General features: G+C 65.2%; 2 protein-coding genes and 1 pseudogene. All 3 read right to left on the minus strand.

Features of this window, described 5'->3' with window-relative positions:
* Nucleotides 1-201: 201 nt before the first annotated feature.
* The gene (locus tag WKW82_RS23700) at nucleotides 202-12231 is read right to left on the minus strand and encodes a calcium-binding protein (protein ID WP_340344794.1); all 12030 of its coding nucleotides are present in this window, start codon (nucleotides 12229-12231) and stop codon (nucleotides 202-204) included.
* 553 nt (nucleotides 12232-12784) lie between these two features.
* Entirely contained in the window at nucleotides 12785-15136 is a 2352-nt protein-coding gene (locus WKW82_RS23705; RefSeq protein WP_422823561.1) for a calcium-binding protein, read from the minus strand.
* 15 nt (nucleotides 15137-15151) lie between these two features.
* Nucleotides 15152-15196, minus strand: a pseudogene (locus tag WKW82_RS40655) (hypothetical protein); the annotation flags it as partial.
* Between the last annotated feature and the right edge of the window lie 210 nt (nucleotides 15197-15406).

The following is a 15406-nucleotide window of genomic DNA, read 5'->3' on the forward strand; positions in this document are numbered from 1 at the left end:
ATGCGCCGCCTGAAAATCAGCGCGCCCTCACCTCAATGGCGAAGCGAAAAATCATTAGTTCGAGAGAACGTGAAAATAGTCCACCCGAATGCGCGCAGAAGGCACGATTCGAACGGACGGCAATGCAACGCCTGGGGAACCTGGCGGGTCGACGAGCGGACGTGGATGCCCTTGCAGGACACACCAGCCCGCTCGTCGGGCTCAATGCCAGTTGGCGGCGATCACCGGATTCAAGGCAGGCTGGTAGCTCGCCGGCAGCGTGGTCTGGCCCGCGGCAGGCGGAGAGAAGCCGGCCATGGCCTGGACCAGGTTCTGGACCTGGCTGTCGAGCAGCACCTTGCCGTCACTCGTCCTGAACTGCTCCACGTGGTATTGGTTGCCGGCGTACCAGTTCCTGATGGTGAACTTGTCCTCCGTGCCGATGACACTGACGACCAGGTCGTTGCCGGTGCCCCTGCTGAACCAGCGCTGGTCCATGGCAATGCCCTCGCCGAACAGGGCGACGTCCACGTTGCCGGCGGTCGCGTCGTCCTCCATCACCACGTCGGAACCATGGCCCCGGGCGAGCACGTAGGTGTCATTGCCGGTTCCGCCCTCCAGCACGTCCGCGCCCGTGCTGCCGTCCAGCATGTCGTTGCCTGCACCACCGTCCAGAAGGTTGTCGGCGCTGCTGCCCCACAGCTTGTTGTTCAGCGCATTGCCCGTGCCCGTGACGGCCTCGGCAAAGTAGAGGCGGAGGTTCTCCACGTTCGCGCCCAGCGCATACGAGATGGTGGACCAGACTTCGTCCGTTCCATCGTTGGCGTACTCGACCACGACATCACCGGCGCTGTCGACGGCGAAGAGGTCGTCCCCTGAGTTGCCATACATCCAGTCATTGCCCTCACCGCCGCCCAGCACGTTGTTGCCGGTGTTGCCCGTCAACACGTTATTCAAGGCGTTGCCGTAGCCGCTGATGGAATCGGTGCCAGCGAGATGCAGGTTTTCCACGTTGGCGTACAGCGAATAGGTGACACGAGTCTCGATCGCGTCTACCCCTTCGCCGGCCAGTTCAGTCACCCGGTCGTAGGGGTCGTCGGCGAAGTAGAAGTCGTTGCCCGTGCCGCCGACCATCGTGTCTGCACCGGTTCCACCGTCGATCCTGTCATCGCCTGCGCCGCCGTCCAGGATATCGATGCCTTCCTTGCCCTGGAGCACATCGTTGCCGGCCAGGCCATAGATGGCATCGTCGCCTGGCGTTCCGGCCAAGGTGTCGGGTCCTGCCGTTCCGTAGACCGGCACCACGATGGGCGGTGTGACGCCTGCGACGAGGTCCTTGACCTGCGCAAGCCTCCACACGGTGGCTGGCGCATCGGTGAAGCGGATTTCCTCGATCTGTCCGCTCTGTCCGCTGTTGGGATCGGTAATGAAGTAGTCGCGCACCCGCATCTGGTCGGTCGTGCCAGCGATCTGCAAGATGAGCGCGTTGCCCTCACGGCTGGCCTTGACGTCGGCCGCTGCAACGCCGGCCTTGAACACGAGCGTGTCCACCTCGCCTGGCGGGAAGTAGTTGTCATCGATGATGTCCTGGCCATCGCCGCGCCCGAACAGGAAGGTGTCGCGGCCATAGCCTCCGATCAGCCTGTCGTTGCCTGCCCCACCGTCCAGCGTGTCGTCGCCATCCCAGCCACCCAGCAAGTTGTCGCCGGCATTGCCGGTCAGCACGTTGCCCAGCGCATTGCCGACGCCGTCGATGTTGCCGGTTCCGATGAGGGTCAGGTTCTCCACGTTGGCGCCGAGATTGAACGCGACGCCGGACCGGACGAGGTCCGTTCCGTTGTCGGCGTTCTCGGCGACAACATCGCCCGTGCTGTCGACGATGAATGTGTCGTTGCCCGTATTGCCGAACATCCAGTCGTTGCCCGCACCGCCGTCCAGCACGTTGTCGCCGTAGTTGCCGGTCACCACGTTGTTCAGGGCATTGCCGGTGCCGTTGATGGCAGCGTTGCCCGAGAGGTGCAGGTTTTCCAGGTTGGCGCCCAGTGCATAGGAAACCTCGGTCACCACGGCATCCACGCCTTCATTGGCCAGTTCGGTCAGGCGGTCGTTGGTGTTGTCGACAAAGTAGGTGTCGTTCCCCACGCCGCCTGTCATCGTGTCGGCACCGGCTGCTCCCTGCAGCAGATCGTCGCCGGCGCCACCTGTCAGCATGTCGTCGCCTGCGCCGCCGTCGAGCATGTCACTGCCGGCGCCGCCGTCCAGCGCATCCACACCTTCCTTGCCGTAGAGCGAATCGTCGCCGGCCAGGCCGTAGATCACGTCGTCTCCCGCCGTTCCGGACAGGATGTCGGCACCCGGCGTACCGTAGATCGGCACGACCTCCGTGGGCACCGAGGAGCCAGCCACCAGGGCTTTCACCTTGGCGACGTTCCACACCGTGGCCGGCGCATCGGTGAAGCGGATCTCCTCGATCTGCCAGCCGTTGGTGGCATCGTTGCCGAAGTAGTTCAACACCCGCACCTGGTCGGTGGTCCCGGCGATCTTGAGGATCAGCGCGTCGCCCTCGCGGCTGGCCGCGACGTCGGCCACGGCCACGCCGGCCCTGAACACGAGCTTGTCGAGGTTGCCCGCGGTGAGGTCGTTGTCGCTGAGGGTGTCCTGGCCATCGCCACGGCCGAACAGGTAGGTGTCGTTGCCCTTGCCGCCATCGATCAGGTTGTTGCCGGTGTTGCCCTTCAGCACGTTGTCCAGCGCATTGCCGGTGCCGTTGATGGCGGCGGTGCCCGTGAGGGTCAGGTTCTCGACGTTGGCGCCGAGCGTGAACGAGACGCTGGACAGGACGAGGTCCGTTCCCTGATTGGCGAACTCGACGACCGCATCCCCGGTGCTGTCCACCATGAAGGTGTCGTTGCCCGCGCTGCCGTACATCGTGTCGTTGCCCGCGCCGCCGTCCAGCACGTTGTCGCCGGTGTTGCCCGTCACCACGTTGTTCAACGCATTGCCGGTGCCGTTGATGGCAGCGGTGCCCGCGAGGTGCAGGTTCTCCAGGTTGGCGCCCAGGGCGTAAGTGACGCGGATCTCCACGGCATCCACGCCTTCGCCGGGCAGTTCGGTCACCAGGTCATCGGCGTTGTCGACGAAGTAGAAGTCGTTGCCGGTGCCGCCTGCCATCACGTCGGCACCGCTTCCACCTTCGAGCTTGTCGTCGCCGGTGCCGCCGATCAGCGAGTCGTCGCCCGCGCCGCCGTCGAGCAGGTCATTGCCGGTGCCACCGTCCAGGGTGTCGGCGCCTTCCTTGCCGTAGATCAGGTCGTCACCGGCCAGGCCGTAGAGGAGGTCGTTGCCCGCCGTTCCGGTCAGGGTGTCGGCACCGGCGGTGCCGTAGATGCCCGCAGGCGCAGGCGGCGCCTTGTCCACGGTCAACGCAAACACGTCGCTGGTGGAAAGACCTTGCGGATCGGTCACAGTAACCCGGATCTGCAGCGTGCCCAGCGCCGCACTGCCCGGCGTGCCGGTAAACCGCCGGTTGACCGCATCGAAGCCCAGCCACGAGGGCAAGGCGCCGCCGTCCGCCAGCCGCGCCGCATAGCTGAGGGCGGTGCCGGAGTCGGCGTCCCTGAAAGCGTTGGCCGGAAGGGTCCAGTTGAAGGTGGCCTGTTCGACGACCTTCTGGTCAGCGATCGGCGTCGCCACGGTGGGCGACAGGGCGCCAGTGACAAGGGCCTTCACCTGGGGAATCTTCCAGACGGTGGTCGGCGCGTCGGTGAAGCGAATCTCTTCGATCTGATAGCCATCGGTGGCGTCGTTGCCGAAGTAGCTGGACACGCGGACCTGGTCACCGCTGCTCTCGAGCTTCAGGACCAGCGCATCGCCCTCCCGGGTGGCCGTCACATCGGCCACGGCGACACCGGCCTTGAACACGAGCTTGTCGAGATTGCCTGCCGAGGTGTCGAAGTCGCTGAGGGTGTCGCGGCCATCGCCACGCCCGAACAGGTAGGTATCGTTGCCTGACGTATCACCGTAGCCGCTGTAGGTGCCGCCCCAGCTACCGCCGAACAACGCGTCGTCGCCGGCGCCGCCGTCCAGCGTGTCATCGCCCGCATCGCCGACCAGCCTGTCGTCACCATCACCGCCGCCCAGGACATCGTCGCCTGCCTCGCCGGACAGGACATCGTCACCGAGGTCGCCTGCCAGCACGTCATTGCCGGCCCGGCCCCACAGCGTGTCGTTGCCGTCACCGCCGCGGAGCGTGTCGTTGGTGGCATAGCCTTGCAGGGTGTCGTCGAGTGGCGTGCCGGTCAGCACCATGGCCTTGACGCTGGCCACCGTCCACACCGTGGCCGGCGCGTCGGTGAAGCGGATCTCCTCGATCTGCCAGCCACTGGTGGCGTCGTTGCCGAAGTAGTTGTAGATCCGGACCTGGTCGCCCGAGTCGGCGATCTTCAGGACCAGCGCTTCCTCATCCCGGCTGGCCAGCACGTCGGCCACGGCCACGCCGGCCTTGAACACCAGCGTGTCCACGTTGCCGGCCGTGGTGTCGCCGTCGATGAGCATGTCCTGGCCATCGCCACGCCCGAACAGGTAGGTGTCGTTCCCCGAGCCATCGAGGTCTCCGGGGAAGCCGTAGGGGCTGGAAATGCCGCCGCTCAGTTGGTCGTTGCCCGCACCACCGTCCAGCGTGTCATTGCCGGCCCCGCCTTGCAGCGTGTCGTTGCCTTCCCCGCCGGTCAACACATCCTGGCCCGCTTCGCCGTACAAGGCATCGTCTCCGGCATCACCTGCAAGGGTGTCGTTGCCGATGCCGCCGTACAGGGTGTCGACGCCGTCGCGGCCACGCAGCGTGTCATTGGTGGCAAAGCCGCGCAGGGTGTCCTTGCCATCCGTGCCGATCAGCGCCATGGCTGCGACGGTGGCCACCGTCCAGATCGTGGCCGGCGCGTCGGTGAAGCGAATCTCATTGATCGGCCAGGTGCTGTCGGCCTCGCTGTTGAAGCAGTTCTCGACCCGGACCTGATCGCCAGTACCGGCAATCTTGAGTATCAGCACGTCGTCTTGCCGGCTGACCACCACGTCGGCCACCGCCACGCCGGCCTTGAACACCAGCGTGTCCATGTTGCCTGACGCGGTGCTGTTGTCGCTGATCGTGTCCTGCCCATCGCCACGCCCGAACAGGTAGGTGTCATTGCCTGTCACATAGGTCCCGAACGCGTGATAGAGGCCGCCGCTCAGGATGTCGTTGCCCGCACCGCCGTCCAGCGTGTCGTCGCCTTCCCCGCCCTGCAAGGTGTCATTGCCATCGCCGCCGGTCAGGGCATCCTGGCCAGCCTCGCCGAACAAGGCGTCGTCTCCTGCGTCGCCTGCGAGGGTGTCGTTGCCGTCCCCGCCATACAAGGTGTCGCTGGCCTCGCGGCCGCGGAGCGTGTCGTTGGTGGCATCGCCGCGCAGGGTGTCTTTCCCGGCCGTGCCGGTCAGCGTCATCGCCTGGATGCTGGCCGCGGTCCACACCGTGGCCGGCGCGTCGGTGAAGCGGATCTCCTCGATCTGATGGTACGGGTCGCGGAAGTGGTTTTCCACACGGACCTGGTCGCCGTTGCCCGCGATGCTCAGGATCAGCGCGTCGTCCTTCCGGCTGGCCACCACGTCGGCCACCGCCACCCCGGCCTTGAAGACCAGCTTGTCCAGGTTGCCGACCGTTGTGTCGGTGTCGACGATCGTGTCCTGGCCATCGCCGCGCCCGAACAGATAGGTGTCGTTGCCCTCGGCATTGCCGTATCCATGGCTCGGGTCATACCATCCGCCGCTCAACAGGTCGTTGCCCACGCCACCATCCAGCGTGTCCTCGCCCTCCCCGCCTTGCAGCTCGTCGTTGCCCTCGCCGCCGGTCAACAGGTCCTTGCCCACTTCACCGAACAATTTGTCGTCGCCAGCATCGCCGGCAAGCGTGTCGTTGCCGTAGCCGCCTTTCAGCGTGTCGTCGCCCTTGCCGCCACGCAGCGTCTCGTCGGCGGCATAGCCTTGCACGGTGTCGTCCAGCAGCGTGGTGACCAGCATCATGGCCTTGACGCTGGCCACCGTCCACACCGTCGCCGGTGCATCGGTGAAGCGGATCTCCTCGATCTGATAACCGTTGGTGGCATCGCCGCCGAAGTAGTCCTCCACCCGGACCTGGTCGCCGGTGCCCGCGATCTTCAGGACCAGCGCGTCGCCATCCCGGCTGGCCGCCACGTCGGCCACGGCCACGCCGGCCTTGAACAGCAGCTTGTCCAGGTTGCCGGCCGTGGTGTCGAAGTCGCCGATCGTGTCCTGGCCATCGCCGCGACCGAAGAGGTAGGTGTCGTTGCCTGGCGTTTCGTCAAATCCATGAAAGATGGCAAGCGTGCCGCCGGTCAGCAAGTCGTTGCCCCCACCGCCGTCCAGCGTGTCGTCGCCCTCCCCGCCCTGCATCCTGTCGTCGCCGTCGCGGCCGATGAGCGTGTCGTTGCTGGCGTAGCCTTGCAGGTCATCGTCGGCGCCCGTGCCGGTCAGCACCAGGGCCTTGACGGCTGCGACCGTCCAGACCGTGGCGGGCGCGTCGGTGAAGCGGATCTCCTCGATCTGCCAGCCATTGGTGGCATTGCTGCCGAAGTAGTTCTCCACCCGGACCTGGTCGGCGGTGCCCGCGATCTTCAGGATCAGGGCGTCGTCGCCTGCACGGCTGGCCAGCACGTCGGCCACCGCCACGCCGGCCTTGAACACCAGCTTGTCCAGGTTGCCTGGCGTGGTGTCGTTGTCGCCGATCGTGTCCTGGCCGTCGCCGCGTCCGAACAGGTAGCTATCGTTGCCCGCACCATCGACGAAGAATGGATAGGTGTCGGTGTCGTGGGCGCCTCCGCTCAACAGGTCGTTGCCCGCACCGCCCTCCAGCGAGTCATCGCCAGCGCCGCCTTGCAGCGTGTCGTTGCCATCGCCGCCGCGAAGGACATCCCGGCCGGCCTCGCCGAACAGCTTGTCGTTGCCTGCTCCGCCGCTCAATGTGTCGTCGCCCGCGCGGCCATACAGGGTGTCGTTGCCGTTGCCTCCGCCGAGCGTGTCCGCGCCGGCAGTACCGATGAGGGTGTTGCCAATGACCTCGACGCTTGTCACTGGAAGCAGCTTGCGCTGGATCGCAGCGCTGTCCCACACGGTGCCGTCAGCGAACTGGATCTGCTGCACGCTGTTGTGGGGCGTGCCCGGCTCGTCCCTGTAGAGGAATCCGTTGACGGTGATCTTGTCGAAGGTGCCGTTGATGGAGATTTCCAGGGCGCTGTTGCCGGTCTGGAACTGGCTGTCATAGACCTGCCTGAGCACGATTTCGGAGGGTGACACGCCCGCCCTCAACTGCACGGTGCTGAGCATGCCCAGCGCGCTGTCGTAGCCGGCCTGGATGACGTCCTGGCCATCACCCTTGCCAAACACATAGGTGTCGTTGCCCGCGCCACCGATCAGGACGTCATTGCCCGCGCAGCCCCTCAGGATGTCGTTGCCTGCCTCTCCCGACAGCAGGTCATTTCCGGTGCCGCCATCGAGCGTGTCATTGCCACTGGCACCGATCAGGGTGTCATCTCCCGCGCCACCCGTGATCGTGTCGTTGTCGAGCGTGCCGCGCAGGGTGTCATTGCCCGTCGTGCCTGCGAACAGCTTGCTCTGGATGGCAGCGATGTCCCATACGGTGCCATCAGCGAACCGGATCTGCTGCAAGCCGTTGGAGAAAGACTTCGGGTCATCCGACTGGAAGAAGCTCCTGGCCGTGACCGTGTCGGGCGTGCCGACGATTGAAATCTCCAGCGCTGCGTAGTTGCCCACGTAGTCGTTGCCATCGACCTGCCTGAGCGCAATCTCCGAGGGCGACACGCCCGCCTTCAACTGCAAGGTGTTGATCTCGCCCACCTCCCTGTCGAGCCTGCCGTTGATCACATCGTGGCCATCGCCCCTGCCGAACAGATAGACGTTGTTGCCCGTATCCCCGATCAGGAAGTCGTTGCCGGCACCACCGTCCAGCGTGTCGTTGCCCTCGTTGCCGATCAGGGTGTCGTTGCCCACGCCACCGAGGAGGGTGTCATTGCCCGCCCCGCCTGCGAGCGTGTCATCGCCGATGCCTCCGTCGAGCGTGTCATCGCCTGCCGCGCCATTCAGGTCGTCGTCTCCCGTCCCGCCCGTGAGGGTGTCGTTGCCAGCGGTGCCGCGCAGCGTGTCGCTGCCAGCGGTGCCGGCGAACAGCTTGCTCCGGATCGTGGCGATGTCCCATACGGTGCCGTCCGCGAACCGGATCTGCATGCCGTTGTCGGGTCCGCTCGTCTCGCTGATGAAGCCGTTGACGGTGAGCTTGTCGGGGGTGCCGCTGATGGAAATCTGCAGGGCGCCAGTGTTGGGTCCGGCGTAGTTGTAGTGCGGATCGTCGTCGTCGCTGGCTTGCGTGAGCACGATCTCCGAGGGCAGGACGCCCGCCCTGAACTGCACGGTGCCCATCTCGCCCGACGTGCTGCCGTAGATGCCATGCACCACGTCCTGCCCATCGCCCTTGCCGAACACATAGGTGTTGCTGCCCGGGCCGCCGCTCAGGCTGTCGTTGCCCGCACCGCCGTCCAGCGTATCGTCGCCATCGCCTCCGCGCAGGGCGTCGTCGCCCGCGCCGCCGCGCAACGTGTCATTGCCCGCCTCGCCGTCGAGCGCGTCATTGCCAGCGCCGCCATCGAGCGTGTCATTGCCGCCGACGCCGTTGAGGCTGTCGTCACCGGCCCCGCCGGACATCGTGTCGTTGCCGAGGGTGCCGCGCAGGACATCGTTGCCGGACGAACCCGCATGGACCCGGCTCTGGATCGCCGCCACGTCCCACACCGTGCCGTCGGCGAACTGGATCCGCTGCACCCCATTCTTGAGATTGCCCGGATCATCTCCCCCGAAAAAGCCGTTGACCGTGATCTTGTCGACCGTGCCATTGATGGAAATCTCCAGTGCAGTGTTGCCTCCGAGTTCCGTGTCGAGGACCTGCCTGAGCACAACTTCGGAGGGCGACACGCCCGCCCTCAAGCGCACGGTGTTCAACTTGCCTGCCGCGTTGTCATAGGTCACGCGGATCACGTCCTGGCCATCGCCCTTGCCGAAGACATAGGTGTTGTTGCCGGTGCCGCCATGCAGGCTGTCGTAGCCCGCGCCGCCGTCGAGGGTGTCGTCGCCATCGCCGCCGCTCAGGATGTCGTCGCCCGCACCGCCGAGCAGGCTGTCGTTGCCTGCCTCGCCTGTCAGCGTGTCATAGCCGCTGCCGCCATCGAGCGTGTCGTTGCCTGCGGCGCCGTTCAGGTTGTCGTAGCCTGCCCCGCCGGTGAGGGTGTCGTTGCCCACGGTGCCGCGCAGCAGGTCGATGCCCGGCGTGCCGGCGAAGAGCCTGCCCAGGATCGCGGCCATGTCCCATGTCGTGCCATCGGCAAAGCGCAGTTGCTGCACGCCGTTGGTGGGGCCGCTCGGGTCATCGGCACGGAAGAAGTCGGAGACGGTGACCTTGTCGGAGGTGCCACGGATGGAAATCTCCAGCGCAGGATTGCCTCCGGCCTGGGAGACGTTGACCTGCCTGAACTCGATCTCCGAAGGCAGCACGCCAGCCCGAAACTGCAAGGTGCTCAGCTTGCATGCGATGCCGTCGGAATTCGCGCGGATCAAGTCCTGGCCGTCGCCCTTGCCGAACACATAGGTGTTGCTGCCGGCACCGCCGTCCAGGGTGTCGTTGCCTGCGCCCCCCAGCAAGGTGTCGTTGCCGGCCTCGCCCACCAGCGTGTCATTGCCGATGCCGCCATCGAGCGTGTCATTGCCAGCGGCGCCGTTCAGGATGTCATCGCCCTTGCCGCCTGTGATGGTGTCGTTGCCCACGCTGCCGCGCAGGGTGTCATTGCCCGGCGTGCCGGCGAGCAGCTTGCCCAGGATTGCGGCGGTGTCCCATACCGTGCCGTCCTCGAACTGGATCTGCCGGACGCTGTTGTAGCCAGAGCCCGGGTCGTCTCCAAAGAGGAAGCCGTTGACCGTGATCTTGTCGGAGGTCCCCCTGATGGAAATCTCCAGGGCGCGGTCGCCAGCAGTGCTGTACAGGTCGCTGTCGCCGGCTTGCTTGAGGACGAGATCCGAGGGCAGGATGCCCGCCCTCATCCGCACACTGCCGAGCGTGCCGACCACCCCGTCGAAGTTGGCGTGAATCACGTCCTGGCCACTGCCCCTGCCGAAGAAGTAGGTGTTGTTGCCCGCACCGCCGTACAGGTGGTCGTTGCCGACGCCGCCGTCCAGCATGTCGTCGCCATCGCCGCCACGGAGGTAGTCGTCACCCGCTTCGCCCAGCAGCAGGTCGTTCCCCGCCTGGCCTTCCAGCGTGTCGCTGCCGCCGCCCCCGGCGACGATGTCCTGGCCGTCACCGGCGAGGTAGTAGTTGCCGCTGCCGTCACCCAGGTAGATGTCGCTTCTCCAGGTGCCGAAGGTCGAGGTGCCGATGACGACGCCGAGGCTTGCCAGATCCGTCCGGATCGGCGAGTTCGCCGGCAGGCCCTCGACCCAGCCGCGGAGCTTTCCCACGCCTTCGAAGCCGACGGCTTCCAGCGTCGGCCACAGGTAGCGGTTGAGTTCGACCAGGTCGATAAGCGCCTGGCGTTCATTCGATGCCTTGTACGTGTCCAGCCTGGTCGTGAGGCCGGTCGTGTCGAAATGAATGCCACTGTCGTCCGTGCTGACCTCGATGGCATCGAGATACGGCGTCAGCCGCGTCTGCGTGGCCAATGCGCCGTAGACGCTGTCCCTGAGCGTCTGGTAGCTCTGCTGGAGCGACTTCAATTGCGAGTCCGACGGAATGATGTCGAAGACCGCATCGCTGGTCGTCGTTCCGTCGGGTGCCTTTGTTGCAGGCGTGAAATAGATGCCGTCGGGCTGCGGCGTGCTGCCACCGACGGGGGTATAGAAACGCTCTCCGTTGAACACGTCCAGCACGCCGATCAAGCTGCGGAACTGCTCGCCCGTCATCCCTGTGACGTTGAGCCTGACCTTCACGGGCTGGCCGCCGTTCAGGTAATCCTCCAGCGTGCTCAGGAAACCCGAACTCCTGGCCCATTCGGTGATGAGGCCGTCGATGAGGGCCAGTTGAGCGTCACGCGTGGTGGCAGCGCTGAAAGCCGCGAGTCGCGCGGCCAGTTGCGGGCTGCTGCTGACGGCTTCACCGAGGTCGCGAGCGCGGCCGCTGCCTTGCATCTGGGGCAAGGCCCTGGCCTGGTCCGAGAGCGGAATGTTCGTGGCGAACTCGCGGTCGAAATTGTTGGCCGCGAGGTCGACGGCACCCACGACACCGACCACCACGGTGCCACCCCGGGCAATGTTGGTGCCGTCGACCCGTGCGATGCGATTGCCATTGATGTTTGTGGTGCTGCTTGCATTCGGCGCGCTGCCAAGGGTGCCGATGAGCGAGATGCCGAGTTCGCCGAGTCCGAAAAGCTCGCCGGCCTGGGACGTGCCATCCTGGTTGAGGTCACGCCAGACCTTGACCTGGTTCCAGGCGCTGTCGGCGGCAGTGAACAAGTTGTCGCGGTTGCTGTCGAGGTCGTGCAATGCAACGAAGCCGTTGGCCGCCTTCTTGCCATCGAGGCCGACGGTGTCCACGCCGAAGAGTTCTGCGCCGGTGGTGATGGCGCCGTCACCATTCAGATCGCGCACGAGGATGCCGTCGTCCGCGCCGACCCAGCCGGTCCGGGTCCGGGTGCCGTCGCCGTTCTCGTCGAAGAAGACGGTGCCATCGACGCTCTTCAATTCCAGACCGTCGCCGTCGAGGTCCAGCGCCAGCATTCGCGGCTCCACCGGGTCGTAGCGGCCTCGTGCCTGCTCGTAGGCAACGTGTACACCCGGATCCACCTCCGGAATCTTGTACGTAAGTGGGAATTGCGCCTGCAAGGTTCTTTCCAGCGCGAGGCGATCTGCGTCGCTCATGCCGAGCAGTTTCTGCCTGTCGGCTTCCAGGATGCCCTGAAGATCGCCCTGCGCAAACTCACCCGGCTTGGACACCCATTGGCCGCCGTCCCAGTCGGTGCGCTGCCAGGTGCCGTCCGCCGATCGTTTGTAGATGCCGATCTGCTCCGGCGTGACGACCCACTTGGGCGCGTTCGCCGTCGCAAACACGGCATAGGCGGCCGGCAGGAACGGCGCGGGCATGCCGATCAACGCCTGCAGACCATGGACGGGACCACCCAGAAGCATCTCTTCCCAAAAACTGGACATATGCACTTTCAATCAGTTGAACAACAACACGGCACTGGCAAAGAAAAGGGTGGCTGCGGGAGCCCCCGGGCCAGCGGTCTGGACGTTGGTCTGCGGCACGTCGGACCATGGCGAGCGCGGGCAGTGGTCTCCGCGGCGAGCGGTCGAGTGCGGGGGGCGATTGCGTGGCCTCGAGGGGAGGCGATCAGAGGAGAGCGCGCGATGCTGCACCGCGCGGTGGGCGATGCGGTGGCCGTGACAGATTGCGCCCGAAGCGCCGGCCGTGCGAGCGCGTTCGCGCCCGCGGTTTGGTAAATCATTTCGCTCCCCTGACCCTCGTCTTTCTGGTCGGCCTGAAGATACTTCAAATCACAGAAAAGCTCTGTTGGAAAACTGGCGATTCCTCATCCGGAACGAGCAGTCCGGCAACGAATCTCAAGCGTCAGGAAGGTGGGCCAGGAAGGGCGTCCTTGCGCATGCGACAAGGGGCCCGACGGCTCGGTGAACGCAATCTCGCAGGCCACGCACCGCGGGCCTGCGATGCGGGAGGCGGGCACCGCCCACCCCCGCCAACTCAATGCCAATTGGAGGCGATCACGGGGTTCAGGTTGGGCTGGTAACTCGCCGGCAACGTGGTCTGTGCCGCGGCAGGCGGAGCGAACCCCGCCATGGCCTGGACCAGGTTCTGGACCTCGGTGTCGAGCAAGACCTTGCCGTCGCTGGTCCTGAACTGTTCCACGTGGTGCTGATTCCCTGCGTACCAGTTCTTGATGGTGAACTTGTCTTCCGTGCCGATGACGCTGACGACCAGGTCGTTGCCCGTGCCCTTGGCGAACCAGAGCTGGTCCATCGCGATGTCGTCGCCGAACAATGCGATGTCGACGTTGCCGGCGGTACCGTCTTCTTCCACCACCACGTCGGACCCGTGACCTCGGGCCAGCAAGTAGGTGTCGTTGCCTGCATTACCGTACAGCCAATCGTTGCCCGTGCCGCCATCCAGCACGTTGTCGCTGTTGTTGCCCGTCACCACGTTGTTCAGCGCGTTGCCGGTGCCGTTGATGGCAGCGGTGCCTGCGAGGTGCAGATTTTCCAGGTTGGCGCCCAACGTATAGGAGACACGGTTCTCCACCGCGTCCACGCCTTCGCCAGCCAGTTCGATCACCCGGTCGTTGGCGTTGTCGACGAAGTAGAAGTCGTTGCCCGTGCCGCCTGACATTGCGTCTGCGCCGCCGGCGCCGTCGATCCTGTCGTCGCCGGCCAAGCCGTTGATGACGTCGTCGCCGGGCGTTCCAGTCAGCGTGTCGGCCCCTGCTGTACCGTTGATTGGCACCACCTCGGCGGGCACGGACTCCGACGCCAAGGCTTTGACCCTGGCAACGTTCCACACCGTGGTCGGTGCGTCGGTGAAGCGAATCTCCTCGATCTGCCAGCCGTTGGTGGCATCGTTGCCGAAGTAGTTCTGCACCCGCACCTGGTCGGTGGTGCCGGCGATCTTCAGGATCAATGCATCACCTTCGCGGCTAACCGAGACGTCAGCCACCGCCACGCCGGCCTTGAAGACAATCTTGTCGACATTGCCCGCGGTGAGGTCGTTGTCGCCGATGGTGTCCTGGCCGTCACCACGACCGAACAGGTAGGTGTCGTTGCCCGCACCACCATCCAGCCAGTTGTTGCCGGCGTTGCCTGTCAGCACGTTGTCCAGCGCATTGCCGGTGCCGTTGATGGCGGCGGTGCCCGTGAGGGTCAGGTTCTCGACATTGGCGCCGAGTGCGTACGTGACGCTGGACTGCACGGTATCCGTTCCTTCGTTCTGGAATTCGACGACAGCATCACCGGTGCTGTCGACGATGAACGTGTCATTGCCTGCGTTGCCGTACAGCCAGTCGTTGCCCGCGCCGCCGTCCAGCACGTTGTCGCTGGTGTTGCCGGTCACCACGTTGTTAAAGGCGTTGCCGGTGCCGTTGATGGCAGCGGTGCCTGCGAGGTGCAAGTTCTCCAGATTGGCACCCAGGGCATAGGAGACTCGGTTCTCCACTGCGTCCACGCCTTCGCCAGCCAGTTCGATCACCCGGTCGTTGGCGTTGTCGACGAGGTAGAAGTCATTTCCTGTGCCGCCTGACATTGCGTCGGCACCGCCTGCGCCGTCGATCTTGTCATCGCCTGCCAAGCCGTTGATGACATCGTCGCCGGGCGTGCCAGTCAAGGTGTCGGCCCCTGTCGTACCGTTGATGGCCACCGGCGCCGCTACGGCAGCTTTGTCGACGGTCAACGCGAACACGTCGCTCGTGGAAAGCCCTTGCGGGTCGGTCACCGTGACCCTGATCTGCAGCGCCCCCAGTGCTTCACTGCCTGGCGTGCCCGTGAAGCGCCGGCTGGCTGCATCGAATCCGAGCCATGAAGGCAAAGCGCTACCGTCCGCCAAATGCGCCGTGTACGTCAGGGCGGTGCCGGAGTCGGCGTCCTTGAAAGCGTTGGGCGGAATGGTCCAGTCGAAAGCGGACTGTTCAACTGCCCTCTGGTCGGCAATTGGCGTTGCCACGGTGGGCGACAAGGCGCCTGCGACCAAGGCCTTTACTTGGGGGATCTTCCACAACGATCCATCCGCGAACTGGATTTCCTCGATCTGCCAGCCATTGGTGGCATCGCTGCCAAAGTAGTTGGTCACGGTGACTTGGTCCGTGGTGCCCGAGAGCTTGAGGAGCAGGTTGTCGCCTGAGCGGCTGATCAGCACATCGGCCGGCAGCACACCGGCCTTGAAGACGAGCTTGTCCAGGTTGCCTGCCGTGCCGTCGTTGTCGTGAATGCTGTCTTGGCCGTCGCCCCGGCCGAACAGGTAGGTGTCGTTGCCCGCTCCGTTGTAGTTGCCGTTCCAGGTGTCATACACGCTGCCGGCCAGGATGTCGTTGACGGTGCCGCCATCGAGCACGTCGTTACCGCCACCACCCTGGAGCGTGTCGTTACCGACTCCACCACTGAGCACATCGGTGCCCGCTGCGCCACTGAGAGAGTCGTTGCCATCCGCCCATCGATCACATCGTCACCGCCTCCACCGTTGAAACTATTGTTCCCGGCATCCCCCAAATAAACCTCGTGGTTATCCGTCCCCGTTGCCGTGCCCCGCAGGACATGCAGGCTGGTCAACTCCGCCAGCACCGGTGAATTGGCAGGCAGCGCCGCAATCTGCGCACGCAGCGTC

Source organism: Variovorax rhizosphaerae, from assembly GCF_037889975.1.
Taxonomy (GTDB): Bacteria; Pseudomonadota; Gammaproteobacteria; order Burkholderiales; family Burkholderiaceae_C; genus Variovorax; species Variovorax rhizosphaerae.